The organism is Pseudomonas batumici (assembly GCF_000820515.1).
Lineage (GTDB): Bacteria > Pseudomonadota > Gammaproteobacteria > Pseudomonadales > Pseudomonadaceae > Aquipseudomonas > Aquipseudomonas batumici.
This window is the reverse complement of the sequence record NZ_JXDG01000003.1, coordinates 351,537-368,207: the sequence shown is the minus strand read 5'-3', so window position 1 is coordinate 368,207 and position 16,671 is coordinate 351,537. Positions and strand designations below refer to the sequence as shown.

At 55.6% G+C, this 16,671-nt stretch carries 13 protein-coding genes and 1 pseudogene; 2 read left to right on the top strand and 12 right to left on the bottom strand.

What is annotated here, in order from left to right:
* Positions 1-2: 2 nt before the first annotated feature.
* On the top strand, positions 3-770 hold the full coding sequence (locus UCMB321_RS02010; protein WP_040063426.1) for a TerB family tellurite resistance protein: 768 nt from the start codon (positions 3-5) through the stop codon (positions 768-770).
* A gap of 172 nt (positions 771-942) precedes the next feature.
* On the opposite strand, the gene UCMB321_RS02005 is transcribed toward UCMB321_RS02010, so the two are convergent.
* Positions 943-1,932, bottom strand: coding sequence for an alpha/beta hydrolase family protein (locus UCMB321_RS02005; protein WP_040063425.1), 990 nt, complete (start codon positions 1,930-1,932; stop codon positions 943-945).
* Positions 1,933-2,004: 72 nt separating this feature from the next.
* Between UCMB321_RS02005 and UCMB321_RS02000 the strand changes: the two genes are divergently transcribed.
* Positions 2,005-4,398 (top strand): PAS domain-containing sensor histidine kinase, encoded by a 2,394-nt coding sequence (locus UCMB321_RS02000; RefSeq protein ID WP_040063424.1) that lies wholly within the window; start codon positions 2,005-2,007, stop codon positions 4,396-4,398.
* 99 nt (positions 4,399-4,497) lie between these two features.
* On the opposite strand, the gene UCMB321_RS01995 is transcribed toward UCMB321_RS02000, so the two are convergent.
* From UCMB321_RS01995 to UCMB321_RS01945, 11 genes and pseudogenes are all read right to left on the bottom strand, one after another.
* Positions 4,498-5,469, bottom strand: coding sequence for an IS110 family RNA-guided transposase (locus tag UCMB321_RS01995; RefSeq protein ID WP_040063012.1), 972 nt, complete (start codon positions 5,467-5,469; stop codon positions 4,498-4,500).
* 333 nt (positions 5,470-5,802) lie between these two features.
* Positions 5,803-6,660 (bottom strand): annotated as a pseudogene (locus UCMB321_RS01990) (aminopeptidase N C-terminal domain-containing protein); the annotation flags it as partial.
* A gap of 3 nt (positions 6,661-6,663) precedes the next feature.
* Positions 6,664-7,689 (bottom strand): fatty acid desaturase family protein, encoded by a 1,026-nt coding sequence (locus UCMB321_RS01985; protein WP_167337410.1) that lies wholly within the window; start codon positions 7,687-7,689, stop codon positions 6,664-6,666.
* A gap of 39 nt (positions 7,690-7,728) precedes the next feature.
* On the bottom strand, positions 7,729-9,465 hold the full coding sequence (locus UCMB321_RS01980; protein ID WP_052451049.1) for a fatty acyl-AMP ligase: 1,737 nt from the start codon (positions 9,463-9,465) through the stop codon (positions 7,729-7,731).
* Between the two features lie 99 nt (positions 9,466-9,564).
* A complete protein-coding gene (locus UCMB321_RS30550) occupies positions 9,565-9,720 on the bottom strand; it encodes an acyl carrier protein (RefSeq protein ID WP_157015837.1) in 156 nt (51 codons plus the stop codon).
* Between the two features lie 104 nt (positions 9,721-9,824).
* Positions 9,825-10,646 carry a fatty acid desaturase family protein gene (locus UCMB321_RS01970; RefSeq protein WP_040063420.1) on the bottom strand — a complete coding sequence of 274 codons (822 nt, stop codon included), beginning with the start codon at positions 10,644-10,646 and terminating at the stop codon, positions 9,825-9,827.
* The gene (locus UCMB321_RS01965; RefSeq protein ID WP_040063419.1) at positions 10,639-11,775 is read right to left on the bottom strand and encodes a fatty acid desaturase; all 1,137 of its coding nucleotides are present in this window, start codon (positions 11,773-11,775) and stop codon (positions 10,639-10,641) included. Before UCMB321_RS01965 ends, UCMB321_RS01970 begins: the two co-directional genes overlap by 8 nt.
* 16 nt (positions 11,776-11,791) lie before the next feature.
* Positions 11,792-12,820, bottom strand: a complete 1,029-nt coding sequence (locus UCMB321_RS29805) for a 2Fe-2S iron-sulfur cluster-binding protein (RefSeq protein ID WP_084614766.1) — start codon at positions 12,818-12,820, stop codon at positions 11,792-11,794.
* A gap of 19 nt (positions 12,821-12,839) precedes the next feature.
* A complete protein-coding gene (locus tag UCMB321_RS01955; protein WP_040063416.1) occupies positions 12,840-13,625 on the bottom strand; it encodes an SDR family NAD(P)-dependent oxidoreductase in 786 nt (261 codons plus the stop codon).
* Between the two features lie 16 nt (positions 13,626-13,641).
* A complete protein-coding gene (locus UCMB321_RS01950) occupies positions 13,642-15,315 on the bottom strand; it encodes a choline/carnitine O-acyltransferase (protein ID WP_040063415.1) in 1,674 nt (557 codons plus the stop codon).
* 40 nt (positions 15,316-15,355) lie between these two features.
* On the bottom strand, positions 15,356-16,669 hold the full coding sequence (locus UCMB321_RS01945) for an NAD(P)/FAD-dependent oxidoreductase (protein WP_084614762.1): 1,314 nt from the start codon (positions 16,667-16,669) through the stop codon (positions 15,356-15,358).
* Positions 16,670-16,671: the final 2 nt, after the last annotated feature.

Sequence of the window (16,671 nt, the reverse complement as noted above, 5' to 3'; positions counted from 1 at the left end):
TTATGTTGTGGCCAGGGACTCTGATTGGAGCCGGGGCGGGATTTGTCATCGCCAGCATCCCGGGGGCCATGCTGGGCGCATTGCTTGGACAGGCGCTGGACCGGCGCCTGCAATTGCACAGCCTTGCGCATTTGCGCGAACGCCTGGGGGGCAAGCCCGCGTTGCGCAACGATGAATTGCTGTTTGTCTTGCTGGGACGCTTGGCCAAGAGTGACGGGCGGGTGGTCGATGGGCATATCCAGCAGGCACGCGAGGAGATGCGCCAACTGGACATGCACGATGCTGCGCAGCGCCGGGCGATTGCCGCGTTCAACCGGGGCAAGTCGGGACGTGATCGACTGCGCGGCTACCTGAACCATCTGAAGGCCCAGCCCCATGCCGCCGAAGGCGTTTTGCGGGCGTGCTGGCGAATGGTCTGGGCCGATGGCCGGGTCGGGCCGAAGGAGCGTGAACTGATCATGCTCTGGGGCAAATGGCTGGGCTGGACGAGCTATCAGGTCCAGGCCCTGGCCAGTGACTACGAGCCCGCTCGCCGGTCACTGTCGAGCAGTACCGTGACTTACGAGGAGGCGTTGCTGCTGTTGGGGGTGGCGGCCAACAGTGAGCCGGCGCAAATCAAGCGGGCTTATCGGCGCCTGCTCAGCCGACACCACCCCGACAAGGTCGCGGGCAGCGGCGCGACGCCGTTGCAAGTGCGCGAGGCCACGGAGAAAACCCGCGAGCTGCACCATGCCTATGGGCTGATTCGCGAGCGAAGGGATTTCCGTTAGGTCGGAAGCGAGACCGATGTCGTATACCTGTGGGAGCCGGCTTGCTGGCGATGAGGCCAGCAAGTCTTGCATCGATCTTGCGGCCGTCATCGTCGGAACGCCGCCCGCAGCAAGCCGGCTCCTACAATTGACCGCGTTGCGAGTCAGAGGGCAAGACGCCCTCTACAGGTTCTCAGAGGTTGCCCACAGCCTGCGGATTCAACCAACCGCGAATGCGCCGGAACAATTGCTCCTGCCCGGCATTGCCCGGCAGCATCTTCAGGGCAACCTGGCTGTAGCTCGAGGTTTTCTGCCGTTTGCTGGCCTGCAAGCGCTCCAGTGCGGCTTTGCGGTCCAGCGGCCGGTCCTGATAGTAGAAGTCTGCCGTTGCCAGTTTCAGCCCGGGCGTGAGCTGGGCCAGGCTCTGCGTGGCACTGGTCGGCGTCTGCGCGGCCACCAGCAGCAGTTTTTGTATCTGCGGCGAGGGCCTCTCGCTCATGTAGCGGGCTGCCCAGTAAGCACCGGTGCCATGACCCAATAGGACCACGCTGCGGGCATTTTGCTGTTTTGCGTAGGCAATCGCTGCGTCGATTCGTGCGAAGATTCGCTCAGCATCGGCCTTCAACTGGTCTTCAGCGGTTTGTGCGGCGGCGTGGTCGACCACCTCGGCTTCGGCGCTGGCCGCCTGTTCGATGGGCTTGGCCGTGGTGCTGGCATCCTTGCTGTTGGTGGCGGTCGCCGCCGGCTCCTTGGGCGCTTCGGCCACCCGTGGCTGGATCGCATCGCTTTGCAGGTCCGGCAAGGTCAGGCTCAGGCTGCTCCACCGGGCATCCGGGAACTTGCCGCGCAACGGACCGATCACCTGGGGCCAGTCAGCCGTTTCGCCGGCACCGGGAATCAGGATCACGGCGCCTTGGGGCGAAGGTGTGTTGGCCGGTTTCCACAAGGCCAGGAAACTGTCGCCGCCGGCTTGCAGCTGCTGCTGTTCCTGCTGGGGCACTTGTCGCTCCAGGGCGGCGGCGTCTTCCTGGCTACGCTCGGGCAGGGGCTGGCGCTCCACTGGCTTGTCGGCGGGCTTCTGCGCCGGGGCGGGTGTCGGGTCGGCCGCCATGACGGGCGCGGTACAGGGTAGTATCAGCGACAGGCACAGCGCAGGCAGTGCCAGGCGGTAGAGAAGGGGCATCGGATTTTCCAGGCCAGAGTCATCCTGGCAGCCTAATAGGTTGGTCTGCATTTGTCAGTGTGTGAGTGTCGGATGATACGGTTTTGCTGCCTGTGGGTTATCGGCTGTTTGTGTTTTCCCTTGATTGCCTGGGCGGCGCCTGCTCCCCATGGGCAGGGCATCGCCTTGTCCGGCGAACAACGCCAGTGGCTCGACCAGCACCGGGAGTTGCGGGTCGGCCTGGTCCTGCAGGCGCCCTACGCGCAATACGATCGCCGCTTGCAGCGCTTGTCCGGGGCCAATGTGGAGCTCATGAACTGGGTCGCCAACAGCCTCGATGTCGAGCTGACCTGGCGTAACTTTCCCGATCAGGCCCAGTTGGACAAAGCCTTGCGCGAGGGCGAGATCGACCTGGCGCCGGGGCTGACCCAGACCCCCGCCGGGTTGCGTCTGTGGCTGTTCTCCGATCCCTACATGCGCGTACCGCAACTGGTGGTGGGCGAGCGCAACGGTGCCGGCGCCGTGGAACTTGAGAAGCTCGACGCCCAGACCCGCGTGGCCGTGCGCATGCCCAGCGCGGTCGCCGACTACCTGCGCAGTACTTACCCCAATCTCAATCTGCAGGGCGTCCCGCTGGAGCGCCAGGCCCTGCAATTGTTGTCCAGCCAGCAGGCCCGCTACGCGGTGATCGATGAGGCGCAACTCAGTCGCCTCTCCAATGAAGAAGAGTTCGCCGGGCTGGCGGTGGTCGGCGATATCGGCTTGCCGCAGCTGCTGAGGGTCGCGACGCGGCGTGACTGGCCGGAACTGGCCGCTGCCGTGGAAAAGGCCCTGCACGCCATCCCGGCGCGGGATCTGGAGCAATTGCATGCCCGCTGGCTGCAACCGAAGTATCCGCGTCTGGCCGAGTCCCCCGGTTTCTGGCAGAACCTGTGCCTGCTGCTGGCAGTATTGCTTCTTGCGGGCTTGGCTATCGTCTTCTGGCTGCGGCGCCAGCGCAGCGCCCTGGAGCATGACTTGCTCGCGGCCCGGGAAGCCCTGGCCCGGCGCGAGGCGAGCGAAGAAGCCCTGCGCCTGACCCAGTTTTCCATCGACCAGAGCACGGTGGGGATTCTCTGGGTCAACTGGGACAGCCATGTCCGTTACGCCAACCGGGCGGCGGAAGAGATGCTCGGCTATCCGCCGGGCGGGGTGTTCGATCGGCCCCTGATCGACTTCGAGCCCAACCTGCACATGGACCGCTGGCTGAACCTGTGGAAGCGGGCCCGGGCCAGTGACGAAGGCCCGCAGAGTTTTGAAACCCAGTGTATCCGCGCCGATGGCAGCATCCTGCCCGCCGATGTGTCCTTGAGCTTTCTGCGCTTTCGCGAGGGCGAATACCTGGTGGTCTACCTCAACGACGTCACCGAACGGCGCCGGGCTCTGGCGGCGGTGCAGGAAAGTGAAGCGCGCTTGAAGGCGATCGCCGCCAACGTGCCGGGCCTGGTGTTCCGCCTGGAGCGTGTGCCCCAGACCGGCGAGTTGCATTTTCCCTACATCAGCGAAGGCAGCGAGAGCCTGGTGGGCTATGCCCCGGCGACCCTGCGCCAGCAGGACATCGGCTTGCGCAGCCTGGTGCATCCGGACGACAGGGCCAGCTACCACCAGACCCAGGACCGGGCGCTGGATTCGGACAGCGACTGGTCCTGGCAGGGGCGGATCATGACGCGCGAAGGCCGGCAACGCTGGGCCGAGATCAAGGCCATCACCCGGCGGCTGGAGGATGGCACCGTGGTCTGGGACGGCATCGTCTGGGATATCAGCGAAAGCAAGCGCATCGAGCTGGAACTGGCCGCCTCCCGCGAACAGTTGCGTGAGCTGTCGGCCCACCTGGAAAGCGTCCGAGAAGAGGAAAAGGCCCGTATCGCCCGGGAAGTCCACGACGAGTTGGGCCAGATGCTGACGGTGCTCAAGCTGGAAACGTCCATGTGCGAACTGGCTTATGCCCAGCTCGATCCCGGTTTGAATGACCGGCTCAACAGCATGAAGAAGCTGATCGCCCAGTTGTTCCAACTGGTCCGGGATGTGGCGACTGCCTTGCGCCCGCCGATTCTCGACGCCGGCATCGCCTCGGCCATCGAGTGGCAGGCCCGGCGGTTCGAATCGCGGACGCAGATTCCCTGCCTGGTGCAGGTGCCGGAGCATCTGCCGGCCCTCAGCGATGCAAAGGCCACTGGCTTGTTCCGTATCCTTCAGGAAGCACTGACCAATGTCATGCGCCATGCCCAGGCGCATACTGTTGAACTGACATTGGCCGTTGAAGGCAAGGATTTATGCCTGACCATCAGTGATGATGGCGTAGGATTCGTCTCCGCCGGCGGCAGGCCGACCTCCTTTGGGGTGGTAGGCATGCGTGAGCGGGTGTTGATGCTCGGCGGCACGATGCGGCTGGAAAGCGAGGTGGGCGAGGGGACGACCCTGAGCGTACGGGTGCCGTTGGATGTGTAGGCCCTGATGGCCCTATCGCTGGCAAGCCAGCTCCCACAAGGTATCGGGTGTATGCAATATCACCATTCGACGCGAACATTGTAGATACCGTCTTGACCCTCATCGCGCAAGCGCGATGTTTGGGTCAAACGGTATGCCTGATTTGAGCACTCCGTAGACCAGATGTAACAGCTTGCGCATTGCTGCACAGATGATCTGTTTAGGGGCCTTTCCTTTGGCTTTCAGGCGCTCGCTCAGTGCCCTGACCGCCGGGTTCCATCTCATCGCCACCATCGCAGGCATGTACATTCCGGTCCGTAGGCTGGCCGAGCCGGTCTTGGATATCGGCGTCGGACCAACGTAGTTACCTGATTGGTCTATCAATGGATTCAGGCCTGCAAATGCCACAACAGCGCGAGGGCCACTGTAGTCCAGAGGGTCGCCCAGTTCGGCGAGGATCAAGGCGGCGCTCGTTTCACCCAACCCGTCGATGGACACGATCAAATCACGCTTCTGACGTAGGTCAGGATCGTCATCAATGTTGTCTTTGATGGCCTTCTGAGTCGCGGCAATCTCACTTTTCACGTGATTGATCACGGACAGGATCGAGGCTTGGACGTTGGCTTGGGCGACGTCCAGGCGGTTGGTCTCCATTTGCAGGATTTCCTGGAGATCCTCCAGTCGCCGGACTAAAGCCCTTAAACGACGGCGAGCAGGCAGTTCTGGTACCCAGGCTCTGAGTTTGTGCTGCTTCTGCTGGGCATAGGCGGCGATCAGTTTGGCATCGGCTTTGTCGGTTTTGACCCGACGCAAATCCTCCTTGCCGAACGCATGAATGACGGCAGGGTTAACGATGCAAACTCGATAACCTTTTGCATGCAGGAAGTCTGCGAGAGCCTCGTGATAGGTGCCGGTAGCCTCCATGACGACCCAGGCTTGCGGATCGGCATGTTTCTCCAGCCAGGCCTCGACCTCGCTGAAGCCTGAAGCGTTATTGGGCAGCTTGGCCTTCGTACGGAACTTGCCGTTGTCCAACGGCGTAGCGATGTCGAAGGTGTTTTTGGCTGTGTCGATACCCACGAAAGCGGACATGGTCTTCTCCCTGAAATCCGAAAAGATCACCACTGCACTCGGTTCTGCCTTGCCAATACGTGCTCACGCCGAAGCGGGCCACTAGATACCGTTCGAACTTGCTGAGTGAGTGTGGAAGGCCGGAGCACGTATCTATAATGCGGGCTCGAGGCCCTAGGAGCTGGACGGCTTCTCGGTCTTCCCTCGATGATCAGTCGAGAACTATCGCCTCTGACGAGGCGTTAGTCGAGATACAAGGAGCTGGCTTGCCAGCGATGAGGCCCTTGAGCCTTGCGGCGCCCATCCGGACGCCATCGCCGGCAAGCCGGCTCCTACAGGGGTCGGTATCTAACCTCAGGCCAGGCTTTTGCTGACCACCTCGTACACATCGGCCGACAGTTCACCCGAACCGCGAATCCGCTCCAGCTCGGCCTTCATCAGCGCCTGACGGGCCGCGTCGTATTTGCGCCAGCGGGTCAGCGGTGCCAACTGGCGGGAAGCGATCTGCGGGTTCAGCGCATTGAGCTGGATCACGATGTCCGCCAGGAAGCGGTAACCGGAACCGTCCGCCGCATGGAAGTTGATCAGGTTCTGCCCGGCGAAGGCACCGATCAACGCCCGCACCTTGTTCGGATTCTTGATGTTGAACGCCGGGTGCTCCATCAATGCCTTGACCCGCTGCAAACCACCCGGCAATACACTGCCGGCCTGGACACTGAACCACTGGTCCATGACCAGCGGGTTGTCCTTGAAGTGCTCGGCGAAACTGGCCAACGCCAGGGCCTTCTGGGTTTCGAACGGCGAGTTCACCAACACCGCCAGGGCGGTCAGGCGCTCGGTCATGTTGTCGCTGCTTTCGAACTGTTCCAGGGCCGCCTCCACCACTTCGGTCCTGCCGCTGAGCATCAGGTACGACAACGCGATGTTCTGCAAGGCACGGCGGGCGAAATGCTCGTTCTCGGCAACGTAAGGGGTGTCTCTCGACAGCGCCCGATTGGCCTGGTAACGCTGCCACAGCTCGCCGAACAACTGCTCGGACAGTCGCCGGCGGAGGAACTCGCGAGCGGTATGGATCGCCTCGACATCAGCCACTTCGCTGATTTCGGCGAGGTAGGCCTCGCTCGGCAACGAAAGCATTTCGGCCACCATCGCCGGGTCCAGTTGCTCGTTGGCCAGCACATTGCGCAAGGCCGGAACCAGAAGCGGATGGAGCGCTTAATTCGCATCCGTAGGGCGATCAATCTCTTCGTAGCGAATGAACCGCTGCCTTTTTTCGTCCCATACATGGCACGACAAATTGCTTACAATATCCGTTATTCGCCAAGTGGTACGATGCACTGGCGCGATGCCCTCAATGGCTGCCATAGCCGCTGGAAGGTGGTAAAATGGCACTTTTGCATTAACGTGATGCACTTGGTGGTAACCAATGTTGGCGGTTACCCAGTGCCCCAACCGACCCATGCTGAAGAAAGATGTGCTGTCGAACGCCGCATCTAAATAGTCCCAATCAGCGGTCGCATAGATCTTCGCTCCCCGAAAGTTGTGCTGAGCATAGAAAAGGTAACTGCCCACCGCCGTGGCGGTCATTAGCGAGGCTATATACAAGAGCACGCTCAGGCCACCCGCGAAGCTGTACAGGCCCAGCAGCAGTGCTCCATGCAAAAGCACAGACAGGAACGACGTCCAGCAGCGGCGAAAATCAATGACACCCTTGACCAGCGTCGGCAGCACGAAGAAAACTAATAAACCCAGCACCATAGAACAGCCAGAACGCCTCAATTTGTAGAGCGCCTTCTGCCTTGGCGAAAACGCTGCCCACTGCTCAGTGTTCACGACCATGAAATAGCCGGACAGGTAGCTCTCAGTCATCGAGTGCGCACCAAAATTGAGAATCGAATTGGTACGGTGATGCTCATCGTGGCTACGCGTCCATTGCGCTGGCGGAAAGAAGATAAACACACCGAAAAAGCCGAAAATAGACTTAGCCAGAAAGTTTGCATGCTTCAACAACGCACCATGGCAATGGTCGTGGTAGATGACAAACAACCTAATATTCAAGGCCACGGCCGCCACACACCCGAGCACGCCAAGGACGACATCGTCAGAGAAAACAATGAGGGCATAGGCCGCCAGCCATAGCACTACGGTGGAAAACAGGCAGAAGTACGAGTACCCGACCCGTTCATGAGCAAAACCTTGAACAGTATCAAACAACTTACGTTTTTCAGATGAACTCAGCACGTTGCTCTCCGCCGCCATCCGTGGGTTGTAGCCGGCCTGTCATGCCTCAGCACTCCGGAATTTACCTTGCAGGTAGTCCTGTCGAACCTGAAGTCTTTTGATCTTGCCGCTCGTGGTTTTCGGGATATGTGACTGATCCACGCAAATCACGTCATGAGGCCGGATCCCGTGTGCGGTGTAGCAGTGCTCCCTGATCAATGCCTCAAGCGCTTCCACTGTATGGGCGTTACGCTGAGAGCGCTCGACTTCCTGAATGACGACAAGTTGCTCACCCTGCGCGTCAATGGAAATGGCGGCTCCCGCATCAGCTTTGAAGGCACTGGAAAGGGCCTGCACGGAGCTCTCGATATCCGATGGGAAATAGTTTTTCCCATTGATGATGATGACTTCCTTCAAGCGCCCAGTAATGAACAGCTCCTGCCCATCGAAAAATCCGTAATCACCTGTTCTCATGAATGGCCCTCGTCCATCTTGGGTCATGGCCTGGAACACCACTTCGCTTTCCTCGGGACGCTGCCAGTAACCTTGGGCGACGCTTTCCCCCGATACCCAGATCTCGCCAATGTCCCGATCATTCAAGACTTGGCGGCCCTGCGGATCAACAATCACTACTTCATTTCCCAGCACTTGCCCCGAACCGACCACGGTTTTCGCGTCAGAATGATCGGCGACATGCACGGCTCGCCCCAGGGAAAGCTGCCCACTGTCGATACTGATCTGCTGATGCACCTCCCGTGGGCTACCACCGCTAACGAAGAGTGTCGATTCAGCAAGCCCGTAGCAGGGATAGAAAGCTTCGTGACTGAAACCGTATGGTGAGAACAGCTCGAAAAACGACTTGAGTGTCTGCGCCCGAATGGGCTCAGCACCGTTGAACGCAACCCGCCAGGACGATAGGTCAATACCTGCCATCTGTTTACTGTTGAAGTGCTTGGCGCACAGTTTGTAGGAAAAGTTAGGCCCACCGCTGGAGGTTGCTCCATACAGCGAGATTGCTTGGAGCCAGCGCAACGGCCTTCGCAAAAAAGTCATCGGAGACATAATGTTCGCCGTAAAGCCTGCAAACAGCGGTTGGATAATTCCGCCCACCAGCCCCATGTCGTGAAAAGGTGGTAACCAGCTTACGACGGAGCTATCGGCATCATGTTCGAATTTTCGATAGATGACGGCAGAGTTATGGAGCAGATTTTGGTTCGTGACGATGACGCCTTTCGGATTTCCCGTCGACCCGGAGGTGTACTGCAAGAACGCAACCTCGCCCTGGCTTATGACCTGACGTGGCCCGATCTTCGAGCCAGCCAGTTCATCTACGACGATGATCTTGAAAGTAGTTTGGGCCAACCCCTCTTTCTCCAGCCACTGAAGCAGGGAGTCTTTCAATACAGAGGTAGTAAGAATATACCGAGGGTTGCAGTCTTTGATGATGACCCGCAGCCTGACATGTTCCGAGTGCGAAACCATGGGGTAAGCTGGCACCGCGACGATGCCCGCAAAGAGGCATGCATAAAAACTTGATATGTAGTCAAACCCTGATGGAAAAAGCAGAATCGCGCGCTCTCCGCTATCGCATACATCAAAGTGCCCAGCAATAGTCTGGAGGCGAACAAGCAACTCACCATACGTCAATGTTTCGCAGTCGTCCAATCCATTATTGAGAAACCTATAGGCGATGTTATCGGGTTGGTAAATACCTCGCCATTGGCACACCTCAACTATCGATTTTACCGCGCAACCTACATCAGTATTCGGAACTTTATAAAAATTTTTATCGGGCACGCTGACCCTCCTTCCTTGCTGGGTACTCATTGAATATGGTATTTCACCCACGCCGCGTCGCTTTTCAGCGATGCCCGCAAAAGAGTGCTAAATCCAAGTTCAATCTAGAGCCATGAACGCTTTCAGCTCGCCAATTGTCCTGAATGAAAAAATCTTCGACTCAGGAATGTTAACGCCGGAGTTATCTTCTAGGTAACCAACAAGCTCAAATATTTCAACTGAGTCAAGACCCAAGGAAGGAATAAGCAGACTCATCAGCGACTCCTCTCCCTCAAGCGAATCAAGAACAGCGAGAGACTCAGAGCGAACAGTGCCCACAGCCTCATATAGTAGATTGAAAAACTTACAGTGCCCCACGCTTACGACTCCTTAAACACACTGAAAAAATGGGTTCCGCTGATGACCTTACGCTCGCGCTCATCCAGCATATTACTTCTAATCTCCGGTAACCGAGCCCAATGAATGTCAGGCATACAATGATGCTCTTGATGATAGCCGTTATTGAACCAGAGTAAATTATATAGTCGTGAATAACTGCTCACGGAGTTGCTCATGCTATTGGTCGGATCACAGCCGTAATGCTCTGCATAATTTTCTAGCGACGCCATTGATGTTCCAAGATAGTGAACAGGAATCACGAACAGAACAAAAGCAAGTGGCTGATAGATAATAATCAAAATTACTGCACAGACCAAGGCGCCGATCTCGATAATCACCAGTCCGCCGACGCGTTGATAGGCATCCTTAAACAGCTCAGTGATAGATAGCCTGAAATAACTGAGCAGCGTGTAGCGTAATAGGCTCTCCTCCCCGGCGTCGCTGCCGTACAAATAGAGTGATGACCTGTCCTTTGGCGGCTGATCGCCCACCCAACCATCGTTGTTGAAAACGTGGTGATTGATATGGTGTGCCTTGTAGAACGATTGTGGCATGCCCAACGCCAGTGTGTTGATTACTGAAAATACCGAATTACCAATTCGCGATTTGAAAAACGCATTGTGAATAAAGTTATGCGCCACACATTGATAGTTGGTACACATCAATATAATGTTGACCAAAGCCAGAATGAGTAGATTTTGAGTCGAAAGCTCGCCAAACCAAACGACCGGAACGACCCAGCAAGCGATATGCGCTAAACCCAACGCCACCAGCACACCATCCAGCCTACTGTATTTAAACATTCTCTATTCTCCACTTACGACGCTGTTCCGACATGATTGCAACCTCCTCTACCGTGGCATGATGGTTTTCCCAATATTCCAGCTTTCTCTCCATAACTCGAAACCAATAGCGTGGAAACAGCGAGCGAACAATCTGCACAACATAACCGTGCTCAATCAGCACTGGGCTTTCGAGACTGCCCAGTGACCAGTATTTCTTGTTTGGGTTTGCATGATGATCCGAGTGCCGTGTCAAATTCAGCAGCACTGCAGACGAAAACATGCTGTGGCAATCCCAGCTGTGTGCAAGCCTAACCTTACTTCCTGGCACTCGTACCAGGCCATAATGTTGAATGTAATTAGTGCATTCATAGGTGATTTTTGAGGTCACCACAACAACCAGATACAAAGCAAAACCCATTTCGCCTGCAACGGATATTGAAATAGCGATGATTATCAGCGTGATGATGAAACCCGGAATTAGTCTATTCCCGAGACCATAGACCGATCTCGACAATCTATTCAACCGTGCCTTCTCGAATGTCCAAGCTTCGACATATTGTTCCCAGGAGGAGCGGACAATAAACCGATAAATACTTTCACCTCGACGTGCTGTAGCAGCGTCTTGAGGCGTCGCAACATTTTTGTGATGGCAATGTACGTGGGAAATGGCGAACTGGCTGTCAGCGACAATAGCCAAGGCTAGATTGCCTGCCGCCATGTCGAGCTTACTGACTGTACGGTGGGTCAGTTCATGCCCCACCACCATATTGATGCTGAGTACGAACCCCGTGCTTACGGATGCGATAAGAATCTGTACAAGCGTCCACTGTCGTTCGGCCAATACGGGCGCATCAACCAGGCGGGCTAGCTCTTGCATAACCCCGTGAGCGTGTCCGCTGGCCACGAGCAGCACCGCTCCTACCGCTATCAGCGACTGAACAATATACATATACATAAGCCCGTCGAGAATCAACGGCCAACGCCCGGCGTCCTGAACATCGCCGCGATCGGAGAACCGATCAAGTACGAAGTAGCAGGCCAAGATAAACAACAAGTTAAACAAGGGCGCCCAGCCACCCCACAAAGTCGAGAACACTAACAGGGGCATATAAAACAAAGGTACAGCTGAAAATTTTAAATACTTCACGCATCACCTACACAGTTCAATTATTACCGAACGATTCAATTTCCCACTGATGGCTTTTCACGGCATGAGTCTTCAATACTTCCAGGCAGGCATTGACCAGAGATTGCGAACCACACATCAGGAAATGTTCTGTTCCTTTTAGTCGATCTCCCTCCTTTGCCTGAAACATCTCATGCAACATTGCAGGCACACGCTCAGCGACCATAGCGCTGCTGGGGCTGGGTTCTCTTGAAACTGCCACGCGATAATCAAACGCCGAGTATTTTTTTTTCATCGCTTCAAGGCGGCTGCCGTCATAGCGGTGAGAGGAATAACGCACCGCATGCATTAACAGCACGGAGGCCATCGGATACTCTCGCAGCCGACCTTCAAGCACTCCCAGCACCACCCCCAAACCTGATCCACCGGCTACGGCAACACAGCGATCGGCTTCTGCAGATAACTCGTTTAGAGAAGCTCCAAATTTCCCAAACGCGGCGCTAATATTTAATTCTTGATGGATATGAGCGCTATCACATAGCCACTGCGAATAAATCCCGCTTTCCCGTCGCGCTACATCTACAGCCAATCTTCCTGGACTCACGTTAACAACGGAATAACTACGTCCGTCTGTTGTACCCGGTATGGTCAGCGTCACGCTCTGCCCTACCTGAACGGCGCAACCGCTGGATAAAGTCACTCGAGAAATGTATTCGTTCATCGGCTCAATATTTTCAATACGGGCCGACAGCGAATCCGTAGCTCCATCGAGCTTATGCAGAAAATCCAGATGGACGTCACTCTGCGGCACGGCTTGGCAGGCCAAGACGTACCCCTGTGCAATTTGCGATGGCGTCAGGCAGTGGCTCAAGTCAATCAGCGATCTGGCCTGCCCATGCACTACCTTCACAAGACATTTCTGGCATGCGCCAACTTGACAGGAATACGGCACATCAAGCCCTTGCTCCAGAAGGCTGTCCAAGATCGTTTTTTTTTGGTGCAACTGACACGGCGTACTGCCGACCTGACCAACAAAGGGAGATTTTTTCTTAAAAAAGGAAAGCATCGGACCTACCTGTTACAAGTTACTGATTGATCATCGCGGTGATTTGCCGAGCCAGCCAACGAGGGCTGATACGAACCGAATACATGGCCAACTTATTGACCAGCCCGGGAACAATAACTATGCGATTACTTAACAGACCTTTGAAACCGATCCTCGCAACTTCTTCTGGACTCATGACAATACCGAACAACCCCTTGGCAAGGCCTGAGTCCGCCGAGCCCGCCCTTTGATGGAAAGGTGTCTGGGTCGTCCCTGGGCATAATACTGCGCAGGACACTCCCTGCTTGCGCAGTTCCACCGCCAAAGCTTCGGTAAAGTGCAAGACATAGGCTTTTGAGGCGTAATAGTTCGCATAATAAGGCCCAGGCTGGAAAGCAGCTAGGGACGCAACATTTAGCAAATATCCTTTACCTGAGCGTACAAAATGCTGTGCAATAAAATGGCTCAAAAGCGTAAGTGCCCGGATATTAGTATCAAGAAGCACACTGTGATTGGCCACATCCGTGCTCAGAAAGCTACCACCGCGCCCAATACCTGCGTTATTGATGAACACTTCAATTACTTCAAGGTATGGCGAAAGCTGTTCTGTCAACTGGCTTAGCTCACTAGCACTCGACAGATCAAAACTCAAACACTTAACCGTCACCCGATATTCCGCAGCAAGACGCTCTGCAGCAGATCTTAGTCGCTCTTTTTCATTAGCGACCATAATAAGATTGTAACCTCGGCTAGCAGCCTCCTGGCTAAGCGCGTAGCCAATACCGGAGGATGCTCCGGTAACGACTGCATATTTCCCTTCTTTCATAAACTAAGCCTATTCGTCAAGATTGCACGACAGCAGTGCTGCTTTTCAATTGATATGCCAGGCACTCTGAAAATCGCTCTAGCGATACAGACGGGTGCAATGGCTTATTTAGGAGAATATCCAGACGTACCGAATCTTCCTTAATGAGATAACCCACACCTAACATCCCAGGAACATGGCAAAGAGTTCCAAACCGCAGTAACTTTTCTTCACTGCCGCCGTTGGAAGCCATAATAGTTCTATCATAAATAAAGCGAAATGCCGGCAGACCTGCCAGAACCGTATACTTCACCACCCTCTGGACGATCGCGTTGATCGTCCCGCCTGCCCAGCGCAAGTAACTGATCTGCAGAAGATGGGATAGCAATCCGTACCCTTGCTTAGATTGCGAAATCGCTCGTTTATGCTCGTGCGTAGCTTGCACGAGCACGTCAAATTTCTGTTGTGAACTAGATGCCAACTGATAACGTTTGAAGGCCATACTTACCGGGTTGATGAAATCAAGTGCGCGGCCAGGCAAGTGGTCAAGTGCAACAGGTTCGAACAGTGTCGGTGGCAATCCGGTCGTCGTTCTATACGCTTCGTAAATGGCTAACTGCACCAACATGTCCAAAGAGATACCGCGCCGCTTCACCGCGTCCAGATTCAGATCCCTGACGGAAAGCATACGGTGCTCAAGTCGTTCGAGTTGACCTTGTAGATAAGCCTTGATCGAAGCCGTCCCTACATACCCCAGCCATGTCTCCGCAACAGCGTTGTCATAGCAGGCAACCTCTTCTTGGATCAAGTCGACCGAGGGCCTCGCCGGAGCGTTCTGGTACTGCATGACTGCCGAGACGATTGATGCCGCTTGAGCGCCAGTGAAGCTTGCATGCTCGCAGAGCACGAGCACTTCATTACTGCCAAGGCGCATACACACCTGCAATGCCTTGTCAGCAAATCTATTATTCAGATTTGCAAAACGCCCCGAAACACCGCCATTACTCTCCGCCTGGTCAATACACAGCAGGAAACTGCACTGCCGCAAAACCCTTAGCCCTTCCCCCGCCACCGGGTCAGCATATAGACGCGTCGCAATTGCAGACCACCCGTGGCGACGATAGGACGCACACTCCGACAAAGTCAGCATACCGTCATGCTGATGGCAAGGGTTCGGCCTGGAGATGATGTCGATTAATAAAGTTCGAAGCTGGTCGACATCCAAGCAGGCGTTAATAGGCACCTTGAAAATGGCACCTGCGTGCAAGATGGCGAAATAGGGGTAACTTTCGGGGCAGACCAGTGTGTCGCAAAAAGCCCTTGGCGAACGCCAGACACGAAACGCCCGGGCAACTTCGTCGCTCGCTAGGCAGGCCTGGTGAATACCAGAGATCAGTCGCGTAAAACGCTCGACGTCTGCATCATCGTCCTGACCAGTCGAAAAGACTAGAGGGTAATTATTGTAAAACGGCAACCCTTCCCGGCACGTCAGGTAAAAGTGCGCCGTACTGTCCTTGTAACTGCTCTGGTCGCCGCTACCCCATCGACGCAATAAGCTTAATCCGTGGAAAAAACTAACGGACAAGAGGAATGAGCTCGATACAAAGTGTGCACACCATCTGCCGAGCCCTTGAATATTTTGAACCTGCTCGAACAGTGCTCGATACAGCGCGCGAATGCCCAGTGCTGGCAACCGTTTTTTGTAATGCACTGCGTTTGCCCTCCTGGCAATTAATTATTATTCCGACCGCTCAAGCGCCACTGAAACTATCAGCCCAACGCAAGAACTTAATGTACGAGTTAGAGGCTAGTGGCAATAACGCTGGCGGAGCCAGATAAGGGGCGCTGCTGCGGTACCATGGCAGTTCAGGTGAGTACGACAATTCTTCTAGCCAGTTGGCATAGGAGGCGCCATAGGCCAACGACAATGCCAGGCCGTGCCCGCAGCACCCTGCCATGCTGTCGACCGATGATTGCCCACGGGTGATGACCGGAAAATTATCCAGCGTAACACCAATGGTTCCGCTCCAGACTTTTTCGATCCTGATGTTTGCCAGTTGAGGTAGAAATTTGCTCAGGCCCTCGTTCAGGCTTTCATAGATCTTGTATGCCTCCGGGGTTCCATCGCGTTGCCGCCTCTGCACATTTTCCGTTGAATAAAACGGTGCCCCTCCACCGAACAACAAACGATGATCAGGGGTGATGCGGAAGTAATTGAATACTCTTCGTACATCGACGATCGCATTGTTCGGCTGTAACCCAAGTTGTGCCCTTTGGCTAGGAAGCAACGGCGCCGAAAGCATGAGCGAAGTCGAGATCGGCATCACTCGCCCGCGCAACCTATTCAACGAGGGCGTAAAACCGTTCGTCGCCAGCAGGGCCCTCGAAAAGTGCAGAGTATGCCCATTCGCCTCAACGGTATGTTCCTGAGGACTGGCACAGCGGGTATTGACGTAAATCTCGCCACCCATGGCGAGGACTTCCTTGGCCAACGACACTACCAGCTTCATGGGGTTAATGGTCGCCGTGCCTTTATACTCGAGCCCTGCCAGGTAAACCGGGCTGTCCACGATCCCTTTGATTGCCTTCCGGTCGTAGGCACGTACTTCAAAACCCGCCGCAATCAACGCTTCGCCCTCCAACTGGAGTTGGCGGTCATTGGCCGCATTGGTGGATACTTTGAACTGGCTACCAATCAAAAGATCGCAGTCTAGCTTTTCGTTGCGGATTAACTGTGTGCTGTAGCTCAGTGCTTCCATGGTATGGGCAAAAATCTCCCGCGCCTTGACGTCACCATACTGCTTCACCAGAAGATGGTATTGCTTGCCAATACCTGGCCCCATCATCCCTGAGTTTCGACCACTAGCACCACTACCTAGAGGGTGTGCATCGACTACGATAACTTTCCGGCGCGCCCCGAACTTTTTCAGTATGTGGTAAGCCGCAGACAAACCAGCCAACCCCGCACCTATGATCAGATGATCGCACTCTGCGTCCGTGCACAGTGATGGCAAGGAAAGCTCAGCCCCCGTGCGGTTCCAGACAAGGTTTGATGTAAAGTTCATTT